The organism is Mesorhizobium sp. M1342, from assembly GCF_040317955.1.
Lineage (GTDB): Bacteria > Pseudomonadota > Alphaproteobacteria > Rhizobiales > Rhizobiaceae > Mesorhizobium.
In genome coordinates, this window is sequence record NZ_JAMYLI010000003.1 from 291807 (window position 1) to 308494 (window position 16688).

Sequence of the window (16688 nt, forward strand, 5' to 3'; positions counted from 1 at the left end):
TCAAGCTCCCTTCACGTAAGACGACATGGCCATGTATTTCTCCGCCACCGGCCAGTTGGCTGCGCGCGAGGCTTCCTGCATGCATTCGATCAGCGCCGCGCCCTCGGTCGGCTGGCGATGCGCCTTCATGTCGCCGTCGCGATAGGCGTTGATGAAGCGGAATTCGAGCGGATCCATGCCGATCAGCCGCGCCAGTTTGTCCATCTGCACCTCCAGCGCGAAGTCGCCGATGGTGACGCCGAAGCCGCGCATGGCGGAGGAGGGCGTGCGGTTGGTGTAGACGCAGTAGGTGTCGATCCAGACGTTTGGGATGGTGTAGGGGCCGGGATAGTGCCCCGCGCCCTTCTGCGCGCCATAGGGCGAGTGGCGCGAATAGGCGCCGGCGTCGGTATAGCCGGTGACCTTGCGCGCGACGATGCGGCCGTCCTTCATGACGCCGTCCTTGATGACGACCTTTTCGGCCGCTCGCGGCGACGAGATCTGCATCTCCTCCTCGCGGCTGTAGATAAAACAGACTGGTCGTCCTGTTAATTTTGCGCCGAGGATGGCGATGGGCTCGACGATGACGTCGACCTTGCCGCCAAAACCGCCGCCGACGGTGCCGCCGACGAAATGCAGTTTGCTGCCCGGCATCTGCAGGATGATCGAGGTGTTGTCGAGCGTGAAGAACATCGCCTGCGTGTTGGTGTAGCAGGTGAAGCGGTCATTGCCCTCGGGTGCCACCACGCAGCCGGTGGTCTCGGTCGGCGCGTGCTCGATCGGCGAGGACTGGTAGCTCTCCTCCAGGATGTGGTCGGCGCCGGCGAAGCCCGCCTCGACATCGCCGAAGCGCACCTTGCGGCACTCGCCGCTGTCATAGAGGTAATAATTCTGGCCGTGATATTCGTTGACCAGGGGCGCGCCGGGCTTCAGCGCCTCTTCCATGTCGAAGACGGCCGGCAGCACCTCATAGTCGACCTTGACCTTGGCTGCGGCCTCCTGCGCGGCACGCTCGGTTTCGGCCAGCACGGCCACCACGGCCTCGCCCTTCCAGCGCACCTTGCCGTCGGCAAGCACCGTCTCGTCCTCCGGCCCGACCTGGATCAGGATCAGGATGGTGTAGACATTGTGCGGCACGTCCTTGGCGGTCAGAATCTTCACCACGCCCGGATGCTTTTCCGCTTCCGAGGTGTCGATCGAGCGGATGCGGGCATGGTGATGCGGGCTGCGCACCATCTTCAGGTGCAGCATGCCAGGGAAATTGCGGTCGGCGAAAAAGGCGGTCTTGCCGGTGACATGGCCTGGCGAATCCGAGCGCGGCCGGGGCTGGCCGATCTCGTTCAGATCGTCCTTGCGGATATCAGTGAAGTAGTTCTTGCGCAGTTCCATTGCTTTGGACCCCTCAGGCCGCGTTCTGCGAATTGGCGCGGGCGGCGGTCAGCACCGCCTGGATGATCGGCTCGTAACCGGTGCAGCGGCAGATGTTTCCCGACAGCGCCTCGACCACCTCGTCGCGGCTGGGGTTGGGTGTGTGGTCGAGCAGCACCTTTGCCGCCATGATCATGCCCGGCGTGCAGAAGCCGCATTGCGTGGCGAACGTGTCGAGGAAGGCGCGCTGCAGCGGGTGCAGCACGCCAGCTTCCGAAAGTCCCGATGTCGTGCTGATGACGGCGCCATCGCAGGTCTCGGCCAAGGTCAGGCAGGAGAGCCTGAGTTCGCCGTCTATGATGACCGAACAGGCGCCGCAGGTCCCTTGATGGCAGCCGCCTTTCGGTGAGGTGTCGCCGATCTTGTCGCGCAGGGCCTGAAGCAGCGTCGTGCCGCTGTCGATGAATTCGGCCTTTTCCGAGCCGTTGAGCGTGAATTGAACCGGAACCTTTGCCATGTTTTCCTCCCAGCGCGCCTGCCCGAACCGGCGGACAGACGCGCGCCCCCGAACGAAATATTATGCGAGCAGCAACCGGCCGAGATGAACCGGCAAGACTTCGGCGCGATACCAGGCGCTGGCGATCGGGTCGGTGATGGGCGAGGTGCCATCACCGGCCGCGGCCAAGGCCGGCGCGATGCCGTCAGCGGTCAGCTTTCGGCCGATCAGCGCTTTTTCCGCCGCCCTGGCGCGCATTGGCCGATCCGCCATGCAGCCGAGCGCGATCCGCGCCGAGGTCACGGTGCCATCCGACGACAGTTCCAGAGCACCGGCTATGCTGAGCACCGAGACGCCCTTGGGCTTGACCCTCGACACTTTCAGGAAGCGGAAACTGTCGGCCTTCGGAAGCGTGAAGCTCACGGAAGTGACGACGGCACGGCTGCCGTCCCGATTGGCCAGAAAAGTCTCGATAGGCGTTTCGCCGCCATCGGTGCCGACCATGGCATCGAGCGCCAGCAGGGCAACAGCGAAATCGCCATAGGGGGCCGGGGCAAAAAGATTGCCGCCGACGGTCGCCATGTTGCGGATGGCCGGGCCACCGACGGCGCGGGCGGCCTTGGCGAGCGTGCCGAGCTCCGGATGGCCGGCGATCGCCGCCATCGTCACCGAAGCGCCGACACGGGCTTTTCCACCGGCAACGGCGATGGTGGACAAAGACGGCTCGGTCGACCTGACAAGGCCGGAAACCGAGACATCGCCCTCATTGGCCGCGCGGACGACCAGCGTGCCGCCGCCGAGATAGCGTGTGCCCTGGGCTTTCAGTGCCGCGTTCGCGTCTTTCACCGTTGCAAAGGTCTGCAGTGCCAGCGCCATGGTTTGGCTCCTGTCAGCTCTGGCCGGCGAAATGGCTTTTCAGAGCGTTGAAGCCGCCCTGAAAGACATTGGCGCCCATGCCCTCGGCCAGCTTGTCTGCCTCCTCGGGCGCGGCGTCGAAGCTGGCGGTCCATTCGGCGTAGGTGCGGTCGCCATCGGTCACGCGCCGCAACTGCAGCGTCGCCTTGTGATTGGTCAGCGGCTGCGGCGTCTCCAGGATGGAGTAGCTGACGAGGAAATTCTGATCGGAAAAATCGAGCAGCTTTTCGCGCAGGCGGGGGCCGCTGGCGAGCTGGAAATTGCGCACGCAGCCGATCGTGGTGGCATCCTTGCCGTCTTCAATGTGGCTTTCCACCATGCGCGGATGCCAGCCCGGCAGCCCGTTGAAGTCGCGTATGCGCGCCCAGACCTTTTCGACCGGCGCGTCGATGACGCTGGATATGGTGACTTTGGCCATTCAAATGTTCCCTTGCAAAAGCGATCCGGTGCAAGGGTAGGGCGGCCATTTCAGCGACGCTTATCAATGCGTCTTGAGCGTGTATCAAGGAGTCTGAAAAACAGTCGACCTTGACTAAACGAGGACAGGTTCAGGCAATCGCCCGCGCGGCCTCGCGGTAGAGCGTCGGCGGCACGCCGACATGGTCGCGGAAAAAGCGCGAGAAATTGCCCTGCGTGGTGAAGCCGAGATTGCAGGCGACCGAGATCAGCGGCTCCCGCGACCATTGCAGCTGCCGCACCGCTTCCTCCATGCGCAGCGTATTCCAGTAGACATTGGGCGTCAGATTGGTCTGTTCCTTGAACAAAGCGAAGAAATGCGGTCGCGACAGGCCGACGCTGCGCGCCACGTCGTCGAAGCAGATGCGCTCGCAGACATTGGCCTTCATCAGCTGGATTGCCTTGCGGACACGGAAATCCTGCATGGTGTTGATGCGGACACGGGCCTCCTGCGGCGCCGAGGCGTCGGCGGCGTCGAGCACGCTATCGATGAAACGCTCGATCTCGTAGTTGGCGATATCGTCGACGCTCTCATTGTCGCTGAGGTGGTCGAGCAGATTGGCGGCGGCCTGATGCAGCCACGGTTCCAGCGTGATCGCGGCTTGTGAGAACAGCGGCGCAGACGAAGGCAGGTCGCGGCGGCGCCGCGCCCAGTCGGGATCGATGTAGAAGGCGAGAAACAGACCGGGCGTCCCGTTTTGCGACAGAACATGGCTGTGCGGCTGGAAGGAGTTGATGCCGGCGGCCGTTCCAGGTCCAAGCCGGACGGTCTCGCGGCCGATGGTCATTTCGCCGGCCGTACCTTCCAGCCAGATGATCAGATGGGCCTCGACATGGGCATGAGTGACGAAGTCGCTTGCGACATTCAGGATAGAAACATGTCCGAACCGGCCCCAGTAGAGCCTGATCGCTTCCGTCATGGGTATATCCTCCCGCAGACGACTGGCCTCCCTTCGCCTGCAACAGGGATTGTGCGGCGGAGTTCGGGGCCGCGTCAAGACGCGCGGGGGCGGCGAGGGCCAATGACGGCCGATGCGGCCGGATTTTCAGACTGAGCGATAGGTTTCCTCTTCTCCCACAAGGGAAGAACGCCCTTCAAACCGAAGCCGTCATGCCGCCATCGACATACAGCGTATGGCCGTTGACGAAAGACGATGCGTCGGAGGCAAGGAACACGGCGGCGCCGATCAACTCGTCGACATTGCCCCAGCGCCCGGCGGGCGTGCGCTTTTCCAGCCAGGCGGAAAATTCCGGATTGTCGACCAGCGCCTGGTTCATCTCGGTGCGGAAATAGCCGGGTGCGATCGCATTGATCTGCAGGCCGTATCTCGCCCAGTCGGCGCACATACCCCTTGTCAGGTTGCGGATCGCGCCTTTGGTCGCGGTGTATGGTGCGATGTTCGGCCTTGCCAGCTCGCTCTGCACCGAGCCGATGTTGATGATCTTGCCCTTGCCGCGCGGGATCATGTGGCGGGCGACCGCCTTGCCGACATGGAAGGCGCCCGACACATTGGTCTTGAACAGGCGCTCCCACTGCTCCTCGGGAAAGTCCTCGAGCGGAGCGCGGAACTGCACGCCGGCATTGTTGATGAGGATGTCGATGGCGCCGATCTCGGCCTCGATGCGGGCAATGTCCGCGTTGACCGCCTGAAAATCGGTGACGTCGAATACCGAGGCGTGCGCCTTGAAGCCGACATCGCGCAGCTTTTCGACGGCGCTGTCGATCCTGGCGGTGTCGCGACCGTTCAGCACTATGCTTGCACCGTGTCCGGCGAGGCCCCGAGCCAGCGCAAAGCCGATGCCTTGACCGGAGCCAGTCACCAGCGCCACCCGCCCCTCGAGGCTGAACAGGGAGTTGGCCATCAAACAGTCTTTTGTTTGACCATGATCTTGCCTGAAAACCGGTTTCCACTTTTCGGGATCATGGTTCTAGTCGCTGCGGCGGAAATTGCGGATGCGGTCGAACAGCACCGCCAGCAGGATGGCGCCGCCGATGAACACACCTTGCCAGAAGGCATTGATGCCGAGCAGACCGAGACTGTTGCGGATCACCTCGATCAGGGCCGCACCGACGATGGCGCCAAAGGCGGTGCCGACGCCGCCAGCCAGATTGGCGCCGCCAATGACGGTTGCGGCGATCACCTGCAGCTCCATGCCGGTGCCGAGATTGGTGGTGACGGCACCCAGCCAGCCGGTCTGGATGATGCCGGCAATGCCGGCCGACAGCGCCGAGATCATGTAGACGGCAACCTTGATCTGGCGCACCGGAACGCCGGTCAGCGTTGCCGCGTGCTCGTTGCCGCCAATGGCGAAGATGTGGCGGCCGAACTTCGTCCAACGCAGGATAAAGCCGGTGATCAGCGCCAGAAGGATCATGTAAAGCACCGGATTGGCGATGCCGAACACCCAGGCGCCGCCGCCCAATGACAGAAGCTTGGCGTGGTCCGGCCCGAACTGGAAGACGACCGTGTTGTTGGAGGCGACCATGGCTAGGCTGCGGGCGATCGACAGCATGCCGAGCGTCACCACAAAGGGTGGAAAGCCGAGATAGGCGATCAGCACGCCGTTGAAGGCGCCAATGGCGAGCGCGGTGGCGATCGAGGCCAGGATGCCGACCTCGATCGAGTAGCCGGCATGCATCGTGACGGCCAAAATCATCGACGACAGGCACAGCACCGAGCCGACCGAGAGGTCGATGCCGCCGGTGATGATGACGAAGGTCATGCCGAGCGCGATAATGGCGACGAAGGTGATGTTGCGGGTGATGTTGTAGAGGTTCTTCGACGTGGCAAACGCGTCGGTGGCAAACGACAGGAACACGCAGGCGAGGATAACGGCGATCACCACCCAGAAGGTCTGGCTGGCAAACACTCTTGCCGGCAGGGATTGCTGCTTGTGTTCGATCGGCTGGTCAATTGTCAGTGCCATCGTCGACCTTCATCTGCTGTGCGTGGTGAAATTCGCTGAAATCAAACCTGTTCGATGGCGCCGGTGATCAGCCCGGTGACTTCCTCGGGCGAGCTCGACGCAATCGTCTTGTCGGCGACCTTGCGGCCGCGCCGCATGACTATGACGCGGTCGGCGACGGTGAAGACGTCAGGCATTCGGTGACTGATCAGCACGACGGCAATGCCTTGATCGCGCAAATGGCGGATCAGGTTCAGCACTTCGGCGACCTGGCGCACCGAGATAGCGGCCGTCGGTTCGTCCATCAGCACGATCTTGGCCTGCGACAGCATGGTGCGGGCGATCGCCACCGCTTGGCGCTGGCCACCCGACATCTGCTTGACGAGATCGCGCGGACGGGTCTCGGACTTCAATTCGGCGAAGAGCTGGCCGGCACGCTTGTACATCGAGGCATAGTCGAGGATGCGGAACGGCCCGACGCCGCGCCGCAACTCGCGGCCGAGATAGACGTTGGCGGCGGCGGTCAGATTGTTGCAGAGCGCAAGGTCCTGGTGGACGATCTCGATGCCGTGCTGGCGGGCTTCCGCCGGCTTGTGCAGGATCAATTCCTTGCCGTCCATGTGCATGGTGCCATGGCTCGGGCGGAAATTGCCGGCGATCATCTTGACCAGCGTCGACTTGCCGGCGCCGTTGTCGCCCATGAGGCCGACCACCTGTCCGGGCTCGATCGACAGCGACACGTCGTTGACGGCCTGGATGGCGCCGAAATGCCTTGAGATGTTGGTGAGTTCGAGAACCGCCACCAGCCTTTGCCTCCCCGTGATTTGCGACCTGCTGCTGTTCCCGGCGTGGATGCCGACGCTGCTTTGGCCTCGCTCTCCCCGGCTCCTCCCGAAGACGGCGTTAGCGTTCTTTTACGCAAAAGCCGGCGCACGTCAATCAATTGTCGGACGAATTGGGCCAGGACTATTTTAAAAATCCGTTTTGTAGGACAAATAGCATTGACGTTGGCGCCAAGCCGATATTAGCTAAGCGTCGGAGGAGATTATGCCGATCTCCGCTGGCGGTTCGCCGGCCGGAATCGGCGGAGGTTTGACGGCCCAAGATCAAGTGGCACCTGTGTGTGAGTTGATCTGAAGCCGAATCTGGAAATGCTTATCGATCTGTCCTGGCGACACGAGCGCTCGCGAAACGACCCTCGGTCATCACGCATCCGGTCGATCTGTATGGCGGGCACGCCGTGTCCGTTTGTTTCAAGGGAGGACTGACATGAGGAAAACACTTTTGCTCGCCGCCGTCGCCGCAATGGCGTTGGGTGCCGGGCCGGCTTTGGCCAAGAAACAGCTCGTCATTGTCGTGAAAGGTCTCGACAATCCGTTCTTCGAGGCCATCCACCAGGGCTGCGAGAAATGGAACAAGGAAAACGCCAGCTCGGAGTATGAATGCTTCTACACCGGTCCGGCGTCGACTTCGGACGAGGCCGGCGAGGCGCAGATCGTCCAGGACATGCTGAGCAAGGCCGACACGGTCGCGATGGCGATCTCGCCGTCCAACGCGCCGCTGATCGCGCAGACGATCAAGAGCGCCAATCCGACGATCCCGATCATGACGGTCGATGCCGATCTCAGCAAGGAAGACGCAGGTCTTCGCAAGACCTATCTCGGTACCGACAATTACCTGATGGGCAAGAAGATCGGCGAGTACATCAAGAAGGGCAAGCCGAATGGTGGCACGATCTGCACCATCGAAGGCAACCCGGCAGCCGACAACATCCTGCGCCGTGCGCAAGGCATGCGTGACGCACTGTCGGGCAAGGAAGGCCTTGCCGCACTTGCGGGTGAAGGTGGTTGGACCGAAGTTCCCGGCTGCCCGGTGTTCACCAATGACGATGGCGCCAAGGGCGTGCAGGCGATGACCGACATCCTCGCCGCCAACCCCAAGCTGGACGCCTTCGGCATCATGGGCGGCTGGCCGCTGTTCGGCGCGCCGCAGCCCTACCGCGATCTGTTCGGGCCGCTCAAGGACCGGATCGCCAGCAACGACTTCGTCATCGGCGCCGCCGACACGATCGGCGACGAAGTGGCGATCGCTCGTGACGGCCTTGTAACGGCTCTGGTCGGCCAGCGGCCGTTCGAAATGGGCTACAAGGCACCGTCGGTGATGATCGACCTGATCGAAGGCAAGGCGGTCGCCGATCCGGTGTTCACCGGCCTCGACGAGTGCACCAAGGATACGGTCGACACCTGCATCCAGAAGTAGGTTCTCGATTTCGGGGCGCCCGGTTGCGGGCGCCCCGTCATTCCTGAACGGAAGCGGTAATTCCCGAACGGACGCAATAGTTGGGGCAATCGGCTCCGGCTTTGCCGCGCCCGTGATCTGGATTTTTCGGCAACGAGATCGGCGCCCGTACGGTTCGGACCAGTCCGGACGACAGACGGTCGACGCATTGGAACGTGGATGCCGGACGAGAAGTCAAGCAAGCGAACCGACCTAACCAAGGCACAAGCGAGCCACGGTCCGGCTGTCATGCGGAAGGCTGGTGCCGCGCATTTTGCGGGGGCGAGCGTCCATGTCTCGTTGGCCGGCGAGATTGGCCTGCGGATCGTGCGTGGCGACTATCCGCCCGGCACCATCCTGCCCAACGAGTCCAAATGGGCCGAGATCTTCAATGTCAGCCGTTCGGCGGTGCGCGAAGCCATCAAGATGCTGATGGCGAAAAGCCTGTTGGCCTCACGCCCCAAGATCGGCAGTTGGGTCGAGCCGAAGGAGCGCTGGAACCTGCTCGACCGCGACGTTCTGGCCTGGTACGCGACGGCGCCCGACCGCGAGGCGTTCCTGCGAACCGTGCAGGAGTTTCGTCATATCATCGAGCCGGAAGCGTCGGCCTTTGCCGCCATGCGGCGCAGCGACGAGCAAATGGCGGAAATCAGCCAGGCCTGCCGCGACATGGGCGAGGCCTTGAGCCTGCAGGAGCGTATCCGCGCCGATACGCGCTTTCATCTGGCCATCCTGCGCGCTTCCGGCAACGACCTTCTGGTGCCGCTCGGCGTGCTGATCGAATCGGCGCTCGACCATCTCTTCGCATTCACGACACAGCAGGTCGCCGATCAGCGCCAGGCGCAGAAGCTGCATGAGGCGATCGAAAAGAACATCCGCCTGCAGCGCCCAGCCGCTGCGCGCAACGCCGTGCACAAGCTGCTTGCAGATACCGACGATGGGATAGGGCGGTGGCGGCGGTGATCGGCGCCGGCGTTGGGCAATCGGTTAAATGGTCTGTTTCTTGCCATCCTTCATCGGCATCAGGTCGACACCGTTCACCCCAGCGATATGCGTCGCCAGCATCGGTACGAATTGCTCGGCCGGGCCGGTTGCATGGGCACCGGCGAAGGAGTTCTTGGTGGCGTTGCCGAGCGGGTTGGCAATGCCGGCCGCACCCGCCATCGATTCCAGATAGGTCAGGTCCTTGAAGGCATTGGCGATGGTGAATTTGTGCGCGTCGCGGTCACCTTCCAGCGTCCAGCGCATGAAGGTCTGGTAGAAGCCGCAATCCATGCGGCCATTGCGAATGACGCTGTCGAAGCGCGGCGGCGAGATGCCGACCTTCTCAGCCAGTGCCAGTGCCTCGGAATATATCGCTGCGTAGCCAAGCGAGATGAAATTGTTGAGCAGCTTCATGCGATGGCCATCGCCGGTGTCGCCGATATGGACGATGCGGCCGGCCCAGGTTTCGATCACCGGTTTCACCCTGGCAAAAAGGGCGTCCGGCGCGCCGACCATGGCGTCGAGCGTGCCTTCCCAGGCTTCCTTCGGCGTGCGGCTGAGCGGCGCGTCGACAAAATCGATGCCGAGCGCCTTAAGTTCCGCTGCCAGCGCCACCGTCGAGACCGGATCGGAGGTCGAGCAGTCGACGACGACCGAGCCCTTTTTCAAGCCCTCCTTGAGGCCGCCGGGGCCGCGAATGATGGCTTCGACCTCGCGCGAACCGGTGACGCAGATGAAGACGATATCAGATGCCGCCGCCACATCGCGCGAGGTCGATGCTTCCGTGGCGCCGCGGCCAAGCAGGTCTTCCGCCGGTTTGCGGTTCTTGCGGCCGAGGAAGGTCAGACTGTAGCCCTTGTCGACGATGTTCTTGGCGATCCCGTGGCCCATCAGGCCAAGCCCGATGAAGCCGATCTTTTCGCGCGCGGCAGTCGTGTTCATGTCTTCAAGTCCTGTTGCAATGATTGATGTCAGGCGCTGCCGTTTTGCAGGCGAGGGTGGTTGCAGATGGCGATATTGTCTGACAATACACATAAATCCCTGAGGATGTGGAGAGCAAAATGACAAAACGGATCATGTTCACCGGCGGCAGCGGCAAGGCCGGACGCCATGTCGTCCAGTATCTGGTCGAGCAAGGCTGTCAGGTGCTCAACATCGACACCAGGCCGCTCGACAATCCCAAGGTGCGCACGCTGATCACCGACATCACCGACAGCGGGCAGGTGTTCAACGCGCTGTCGAGCTATATGGGCCTGCATGAATTCGACCCCTCGCTGCGCCCGCAGCCGGTCGATGCGGTGGTGCATTTCGCCGCCATCCCGCGCATCATGATCACCACCGACAACGAGGTGTTCCGCATCAATGCGCTCGGCACCTACAATGTCATCGAGGCGGCGGTGAAGCTCGGTATCCGCAAAATTATCATCGCCTCCAGCGAGACGACTTATGGGCTTGTGTTCGCCAACGAGCCGCGCGATCCCAAATATTTCCCGCTCGACGAGGAGTATGACGTCGACCCGATGGACAGCTATGCTTTGTCCAAGGTCGTCAACGAGAAGACGGCGCGGGCCTTCGCCCAGCGCAACGGCACCGACATTTATGCCCTGCGCATCGGCAACGTCATCGAGCCGCACGAATATTCACTGTTTCCGAAATGGTTCGCCGATCCGGGTTTCCGCAAGCGCATCGCCTGGAGCTATGTCGACGCGCGCGACCTTGGCCAGATCACGCTGCGCGCCATCGAGAAGGACGGCCTCGGCTATCAGGTGATCAACGCCGCCAATGACGACACCTCATCCGACCTGCCGACTGCCGAACTCCTGAAGCGGTTCTACCCCGGCGTGCCGGTGAAGGCCGAGCTCGGCGAATACGAGACGCTGCTGTCGAACCGCAAGGCGCGCGACGTGCTGGGCTTCCGCCCGGAGCATAGCTGGCGCAAATACGTCAAGCAGGACTGATCCGCGAAGCAATCGAGCTGATCTGTGCACAGCGGGCGGCTTTGCGGTGCAAGCCGCTTGCCGCGCTTGACAGCCTGCTTAATACGGACTTTCTGGAACCCATGCGGGACGCGAAGCCGAACAAGGAAAAATCGTTGGGGAAAGCGGCCTCCGGGGACCGTCCGGGCGGCGTTCGCCGGGCGGACGCCGCCCGTATTCCTGGCTCCAGCGTCCACGCCTCGCTGGCCAGCGAAATTGGCCTCAGGATCGTGCGCGGCGACTATCCGCCTGGTACCATCCTGCCCAATGAAGCGAAATGGTCGGAGACCTTCAGCGTCAGCCGCTCGGCGGTGCGCGAGGCGATCAAGATGCTGATGGCCAAGAGCCTTTTGGCCTCACGTCCCAAGATCGGCAGCTGGGTCGAGCCGAAGGAACGCTGGAACCTGCTCGATCGCGATGTGCTTGCCTGGTACGCGACGTCGCCGGATCGCGAAGTGTTCCTCAAGACGGTGCAGGAATTCCGCCACATCATCGAGCCGGAAGCGACCGCGTTTGCCGCCATGCGAAGAACCGACGAGCAGATGGCCGAGATCAGCCTGGCCTGCCGGGAGATGGGAGAGGCGACGAGCCTGCAGGAGCGGACCCGCGCCGACACGCGCTTCCATCTTGCCATCCTGCGGGCTTCGGGCAACGACCTGTTGGTGCCGCTCGGCGTACTGATCGAATCCGCCTTCGATCACCTCTTTGCCTATACGACGCGGGAGATCGACGATCTCAACCACGCGCAGAAGCTGCACGAGGCAATCGAGAAGAACATCCGCCTGCAGCGCCCCGACGCGGCGCGCAATGCAGTGCGCAAACTGCTCGCCAACACAGACGGCGTCATCCGCGCCCGGTAGGGCCGGCCGCCGCTAATCATCCTTGTCACGTCCGAAGGCGCTGCGCAGTTCATCCTTGGCGTCCTCAAGCACTTTTTTGCGCGCGGCAGGCAAGTTCTTGCCGGCGCGGTTGATGTAGAAGTTCAGCATCGACATGGCCGACTGGAACGGCTCGGCCTTGCGCCGGTGGCTGTGTTCGGCGGATCGCTTGAGCGAGGCGGCGATCTTCCTGGCGTCGTCGGATTCGAAGACGTGATCCTCAAGATCCATCGCGTCGCTGTGCTCGGTCACCTCGGCCGACCATTTTTTCCTGGTGGCGGTCATCGCAGGACTCCTCTGCAGGGTAGGCTGCCAGGAAACTCCGCACATCGGCATCGGTTCCGCCCTGGCTCTGGAGCCACGGATTTGCCAGCTGTGGCGCTGCTGCGACCCGAGAATGCGCCGATAGTGGCGCAAACGGCAGCCGATCTCCGAGACCGCCGACAGGAAACGCCTTGACCCGAACCGACAGCATCCAGCCCGGCCCCGGCATCGACAGCTCCTATGCCTGGATGCGGCTTGCCATCTCGATGCTGCTGGCGACGATCGGCGCCGTCGGAATGTGGGCAGTCGTCGTCGTGCTGCCCGCGGTGCAGGCCGAGTTCGGCGTCGACCGCGCAGCGGCGTCCATGCCTTATACTGCGACCATGGTCGGCTTTGCCGCCGGCAACGTGCTGGTCGGCCGCGCCATCGACCGGATGGGATACTGGATCCCGGCGCTGCTCTCTTCGATTGCGCTTTCCGCCGGCCTGCTTCTCGCGGCGCTGTCGACCTCGATCCTGCAATTCACGCTTGCCCAAGGAGTGCTGATCGGTATCGGCACGTCGGTGATCTTCGGGCCGCTGATCGCCGATATCTCGCACTGGTTCAACCGCCGGCGCGGTGTCGCGGTGACCGCGGCGGCCGCCGGAAACTACCTCGCCGGAGCGATCTGGCCGACCATCATGCCGACGCTGATAAAGGCGGAAGGCTGGCGCTTCACTTATGCCGCCATCGGCATCTTCTGTCTGGTGACTATGGTGCCGCTGGTGCTGATGCTGCGGCGCGGTGCCCCAGTTGCGGCTGCCGCCGGTTCGCCCGGAAGCCGGCCGGTGCAGTCGATGCCGCTGTCGCCGGCGGCGTTGCAGGTGCTGCTGGTCGTCGCCGGCCTCGGCTGCTGCGTGGCGATGTCGATGCCGCAAGTGCATATCGTCGCCTATTGCATGGACCTTGGCTACGGCGTCGCACATGGCGCCGACATGCTGTCGATCATGATGGCAGGCGGCGTCGTCAGTCGGCTGGCATCGGGCTTTCTCGCCGACCGCATCGGCGCGGTGTGGACACTGATGATCGGCTCGGTGCTGCAATGCCTGTCGCTGCTGTTCTACATCCCATTCGACGGGCTTGCCTCGCTCTATGTGGTGTCGCTGGTGTTCGGCCTGTCGCAGGGCGGTATCGTGCCTTGCTACGCGATCATCGTGCGCGACTACATGCCGGCCAAAGAGGCTGGCCAGCGTATCGGCATCGTCTTGATGGCGACGATCTTCGGCATGGCGATCGGCGGCTGGATGTCGGGCTGGATCTACGATTTGACCGGCTCCTATGCGGCTGCGTTCCTCAACGGCATCGCCTGGAATTTGCTGAACATACTGGCGATCGGGCTGCTGTTGTGGAAGGCACGGCGCAGCACAGCCGTGATGGCCTGAGCTCACCCTGCCCAATGGTCCGGGAGCTGCGCGGCTTGACAACCACCCAAGGCTGCGCGACGCCGGAAGGCGGATGGGTGCGGCAACAGGCCGATTTGGCATGACGACGGTGGCAAAGACCCTGAATATGGTTCTAAAGGCGCTTGGCTGCACAAGCCCGTCGCCAGGAGTGCGCCCTTGACCAAGCCGCGCTCGCGCCGGGGCGGCGGCCGCCCTACCATCGCGGATGTCGCGCGCAAGGCCGGCGTTGGTGCGATCACCGTGTCGCGCGCCCTGCGCGAGCCGGAGCGTGTGTCCGAAGAGCTGCGCCGCCAGATCCAGGCCGCCGTCGACGAACTGGGCTATGTGCCGGACCCGAATGCCCGGGCCCTGGCCTCGGCGCGCGCGGAGGTGTTCGGCGTGCTGGTGCCGTCGCTTACCAACAACGTCTTCGCCGAGGTGGTGCGCGGCATCTATGACAGCCTGTCGGCCAGCCCCTTCCGCATCCAGCTTGGCAACACCCACTATTCCGGCCTCGAGGAAGAGCGGCTGCTGCAGGTGTTCGGTTCGCAACGGCCGGCAGCGTTGATCGTCGCCGGCATCGATCAGACACCGGCTTCGCGAAAGCTGCTGGAAAGTGCCGGCTGCCCTGTGGTGCAGGTCATGGAAACGGGTCCCGATCCGGTCGACATGATGGTCGGCTTCTCGCATCTGGATGGCGGCAGGGCGGCGAGCGAGCATCTGATCGAGGCGGGCTATCGCCGCATCGGCTTCATCGGCGCGCGCATGGATCCGCGTTCGCAGCGGCGCCTTGCCGGCTATCGCGCGGCGATGGAGGCCGCGGGCCTGTTCGACCCGCGCCTCGTCACCACTACGCCGGTGCTGTCCAGCGTCTCGCTCGGCCGCGAGATGTTCCGCGATGCGCTGGCCAAGGTGCCGACACTCGACGGTGTCTTCTGCAACAATGACGATATCGCGCTCGGCGTCTTGTTCGAATGCCATCGCGCCTCGATCGCGGTACCGAAGACGATCGGCATCGTCGGGTTCAACGATCTCGACATGATGCAGGTGGCGTTTCCTTCGGTCACCAGCATCCGCACCCATCGTTATGAGATCGGCCGGCGTGCCGTTGCCATGGCGCTTGCGGCGATCGCCGGCAACAGACCGGAGCAACGGATCGTCGACCTCGGTTTCGAGCTCAAGCGCCGCGAGAGCACGGCGCGTTGAAACGCACAGGAGCGACTGTGCAAATGCCGGTTTACACGCCAATTTGGTAGCGCTACCATTTCCCGCAGGCAGGTGCATAAACGACAGGGCGTACCTGTTTATTATACATAAGCGACAACTAATACTTGTTTATTATGGATAATATGATAGTTTTCGTACCGCTGGGGGCGACAAGGGAGGAACCGGGTCGGCCACCACGGGCGGCCAAGGACGCGCATGGCGAGGCGGGAGGTGCCGGTCCATCGCGCGAAAATTCGCGTTGCGAAACGAACAATCTGAACTGCAATCGGGAGGATTATCGATGATCAAGTCACTTGTTGGTGGCGTCGTTGCCGCCACTGCATTCGTCATGCTCAATTCGGCCGCCATGGCCGCCGGACCCGAAATCGTGTCGGGTCCCGCCGCTCAGGCGGACTGTTTCGCGCCGTGGAGCGCGGAGACCAAATTCTTCAAATATCCCAAGAAGGAAGGGCCGTTCCGCATCGCCTTTGCCAATGGCTATATCGCCAATACCTGGCGCATCCAGATGGTGCAGACGGCCAAGGCCTACGCCGCACAACCTGAAGTCAAAGCCAAGATCAAGGAATTCAAGGTCGTCTCGACGGGCGAGGACGTGCCGGCACAGATCTCGGCGATCAACAATTTCATCGATTCCGGCTATGACGCCATCGTCACCGACGCCCAGAACCCGACGGCCTTCGGTCCGGTCATCAAGCGCGCCAAGGAAGCCGGCATCGTGCTGGTCGCCTTCGACAACATCCTCGACACCAAGGACGCCATCAACGTCAATGTCGATCAGAAGGGCCTTGGCGAATTGTGGGCCAAGTGGCTGGTCGCCAAGATTCCGAACGGCGGCAAGATCCTGGAAGTGCGCGGCGTCGCCGGCACCTCGGTCGACACCGATCGTCACAACGGCATCCACGAGGTCTTCGACGCGTCCGGCAAGAAGTGGGACGTGACCGAAGTCGCCGGCAAATGGGATGACGGCGTGGCACAGAAAGTGACCGCGGATGCGATCGCCACCAACGGTCCGTTCGACGGCATCACCGGGCAGGGCGGCGACACCGGCATCGTGCAGGCGATGATCGACGCCAAGCATCCGTTCGTGCCGTTTGGCGGCGAGACCGAGAACGGCTTCCGCAAGTTCTGCGCCGCGCATTCGGCCGACGGGCTGAAGTGCTCGTCCGCAGGCTCGGGTCCGGCTCAGGTCGCCGTCGCCATCAAGACCGCGATCGCCGCACTCGAAGGCGAGGTTGTGCCACAAGAGGTGAAGCTGCCGCTGGCGATCGCCGAAGACCCGAACTTGAAGGAAGGCACGGATTATTTCCCCAAGGAATCCGATAATTTCTTCGTCGGCAATTCCTTCCCGACCTGCGGCATCAATTTCAGCGCCCAGGAAATCATGGGTCAGACCAAGGAAAACCAGTAAATCATCGCTGGCTGTCACCTGGCGGCGGCGGGGGGGGGCCCGCGGCGGGGTGGAAAACACCAAAACACCCGGGGGGGGGGGGGGGGGGGGGGGGGGGGCGGGGGTGTTTTTTGTGGGATAAACAAGCCAGGT

General features: G+C 63.0%; 17 protein-coding genes. 7 read left to right on the forward strand and 10 right to left on the reverse strand.

Features of this window, described 5'->3' with window-relative positions:
* From NKH06_RS04745 to NKH06_RS04780, 8 genes are all read right to left on the reverse strand, one after another.
* On the reverse strand, positions 1-1368 hold the full coding sequence (locus NKH06_RS04745) for a xanthine dehydrogenase family protein molybdopterin-binding subunit (protein ID WP_127295452.1): 1368 nt from the start codon (positions 1366-1368) through the stop codon (positions 1-3).
* 13 nt (positions 1369-1381) lie between these two features.
* Positions 1382-1864, reverse strand: a complete 483-nt coding sequence (locus NKH06_RS04750) for a (2Fe-2S)-binding protein (protein ID WP_127295454.1) — start codon at positions 1862-1864, stop codon at positions 1382-1384.
* Positions 1865-1924: 60 nt separating this feature from the next.
* Positions 1925-2719: an FAD binding domain-containing protein gene (locus NKH06_RS04755; protein WP_127295456.1), complete on the reverse strand. Its 795-nt coding sequence runs from the start codon at positions 2717-2719 to the stop codon at positions 1925-1927.
* Positions 2720-2732: 13 nt separating this feature from the next.
* Positions 2733-3176: an SRPBCC family protein gene (locus tag NKH06_RS04760; RefSeq protein WP_127295458.1), complete on the reverse strand. Its 444-nt coding sequence runs from the start codon at positions 3174-3176 to the stop codon at positions 2733-2735.
* Positions 3177-3306: 130 nt separating this feature from the next.
* Complete coding sequence (locus tag NKH06_RS04765) at positions 3307-4134, reverse strand: AraC family transcriptional regulator (protein ID WP_127266791.1); 828 nt, start codon at positions 4132-4134, stop codon at positions 3307-3309.
* Positions 4135-4309: 175 nt separating this feature from the next.
* Positions 4310-5077: an SDR family oxidoreductase gene (locus tag NKH06_RS04770; RefSeq protein ID WP_023813246.1), complete on the reverse strand. Its 768-nt coding sequence runs from the start codon at positions 5075-5077 to the stop codon at positions 4310-4312.
* Between the two features lie 66 nt (positions 5078-5143).
* On the reverse strand, positions 5144-6142 hold the full coding sequence (locus tag NKH06_RS04775) for an ABC transporter permease (RefSeq protein WP_023813245.1): 999 nt from the start codon (positions 6140-6142) through the stop codon (positions 5144-5146).
* 41 nt (positions 6143-6183) lie between these two features.
* The gene (locus tag NKH06_RS04780) at positions 6184-6924 is read right to left on the reverse strand and encodes an ATP-binding cassette domain-containing protein (RefSeq protein ID WP_013530854.1); all 741 of its coding nucleotides are present in this window, start codon (positions 6922-6924) and stop codon (positions 6184-6186) included.
* Positions 6925-7390: 466 nt separating this feature from the next.
* Between NKH06_RS04780 and NKH06_RS04785 the strand changes: the two genes are divergently transcribed.
* Together NKH06_RS04785 and NKH06_RS04790 are read left to right on the forward strand one after the other, a co-directional pair.
* On the forward strand, positions 7391-8380 hold the full coding sequence (locus NKH06_RS04785) for a sugar-binding protein (RefSeq protein ID WP_023813244.1): 990 nt from the start codon (positions 7391-7393) through the stop codon (positions 8378-8380).
* 198 nt (positions 8381-8578) lie between these two features.
* The gene (locus NKH06_RS04790; protein WP_023813243.1) at positions 8579-9361 is read left to right on the forward strand and encodes a FadR/GntR family transcriptional regulator; all 783 of its coding nucleotides are present in this window, start codon (positions 8579-8581) and stop codon (positions 9359-9361) included.
* A gap of 24 nt (positions 9362-9385) precedes the next feature.
* On the opposite strand, the gene NKH06_RS04795 is transcribed toward NKH06_RS04790, so the two are convergent.
* Positions 9386-10324 carry an NAD(P)-dependent oxidoreductase gene (locus tag NKH06_RS04795; protein WP_023813242.1) on the reverse strand — a complete coding sequence of 313 codons (939 nt, stop codon included), beginning with the start codon at positions 10322-10324 and terminating at the stop codon, positions 9386-9388.
* A 119-nt stretch (positions 10325-10443) separates the two neighbouring features.
* On the opposite strand from NKH06_RS04795, the gene NKH06_RS04800 reads away from it, so the two are divergent.
* Entirely contained in the window at positions 10444-11340 is an 897-nt protein-coding gene (locus tag NKH06_RS04800) for an NAD-dependent epimerase/dehydratase family protein (protein ID WP_023813241.1), read from the forward strand.
* 101 nt (positions 11341-11441) lie between these two features.
* A complete protein-coding gene (locus NKH06_RS04805) occupies positions 11442-12218 on the forward strand; it encodes a FadR/GntR family transcriptional regulator (protein WP_023813240.1) in 777 nt (258 codons plus the stop codon).
* Between the two features lie 12 nt (positions 12219-12230).
* Here the strand turns inward: NKH06_RS04805 and NKH06_RS04810 are convergent, their stop codons facing one another.
* On the reverse strand, positions 12231-12521 hold the full coding sequence (locus NKH06_RS04810) for a DUF3175 domain-containing protein (protein ID WP_031213606.1): 291 nt from the start codon (positions 12519-12521) through the stop codon (positions 12231-12233).
* A gap of 170 nt (positions 12522-12691) precedes the next feature.
* Between NKH06_RS04810 and NKH06_RS04815 the strand changes: the two genes are divergently transcribed.
* The 3 genes from NKH06_RS04815 to NKH06_RS04825 all read left to right on the forward strand — a co-directional run bounded on the left by NKH06_RS04815 (position 12692) and on the right by NKH06_RS04825 (position 16556).
* Entirely contained in the window at positions 12692-13921 is a 1230-nt protein-coding gene (locus NKH06_RS04815) for an MFS transporter (RefSeq protein ID WP_023813238.1), read from the forward strand.
* 177 nt (positions 13922-14098) lie between these two features.
* Entirely contained in the window at positions 14099-15127 is a 1029-nt protein-coding gene (gene gntR, locus NKH06_RS04820) for an HTH-type transcriptional regulator GntR (RefSeq protein WP_023813237.1), read from the forward strand.
* Positions 15128-15428: 301 nt separating this feature from the next.
* Positions 15429-16556 carry a sugar ABC transporter substrate-binding protein gene (locus tag NKH06_RS04825; RefSeq protein WP_023813236.1) on the forward strand — a complete coding sequence of 376 codons (1128 nt, stop codon included), beginning with the start codon at positions 15429-15431 and terminating at the stop codon, positions 16554-16556.
* The last annotated feature ends 132 nt before the right edge of the window (positions 16557-16688 follow it).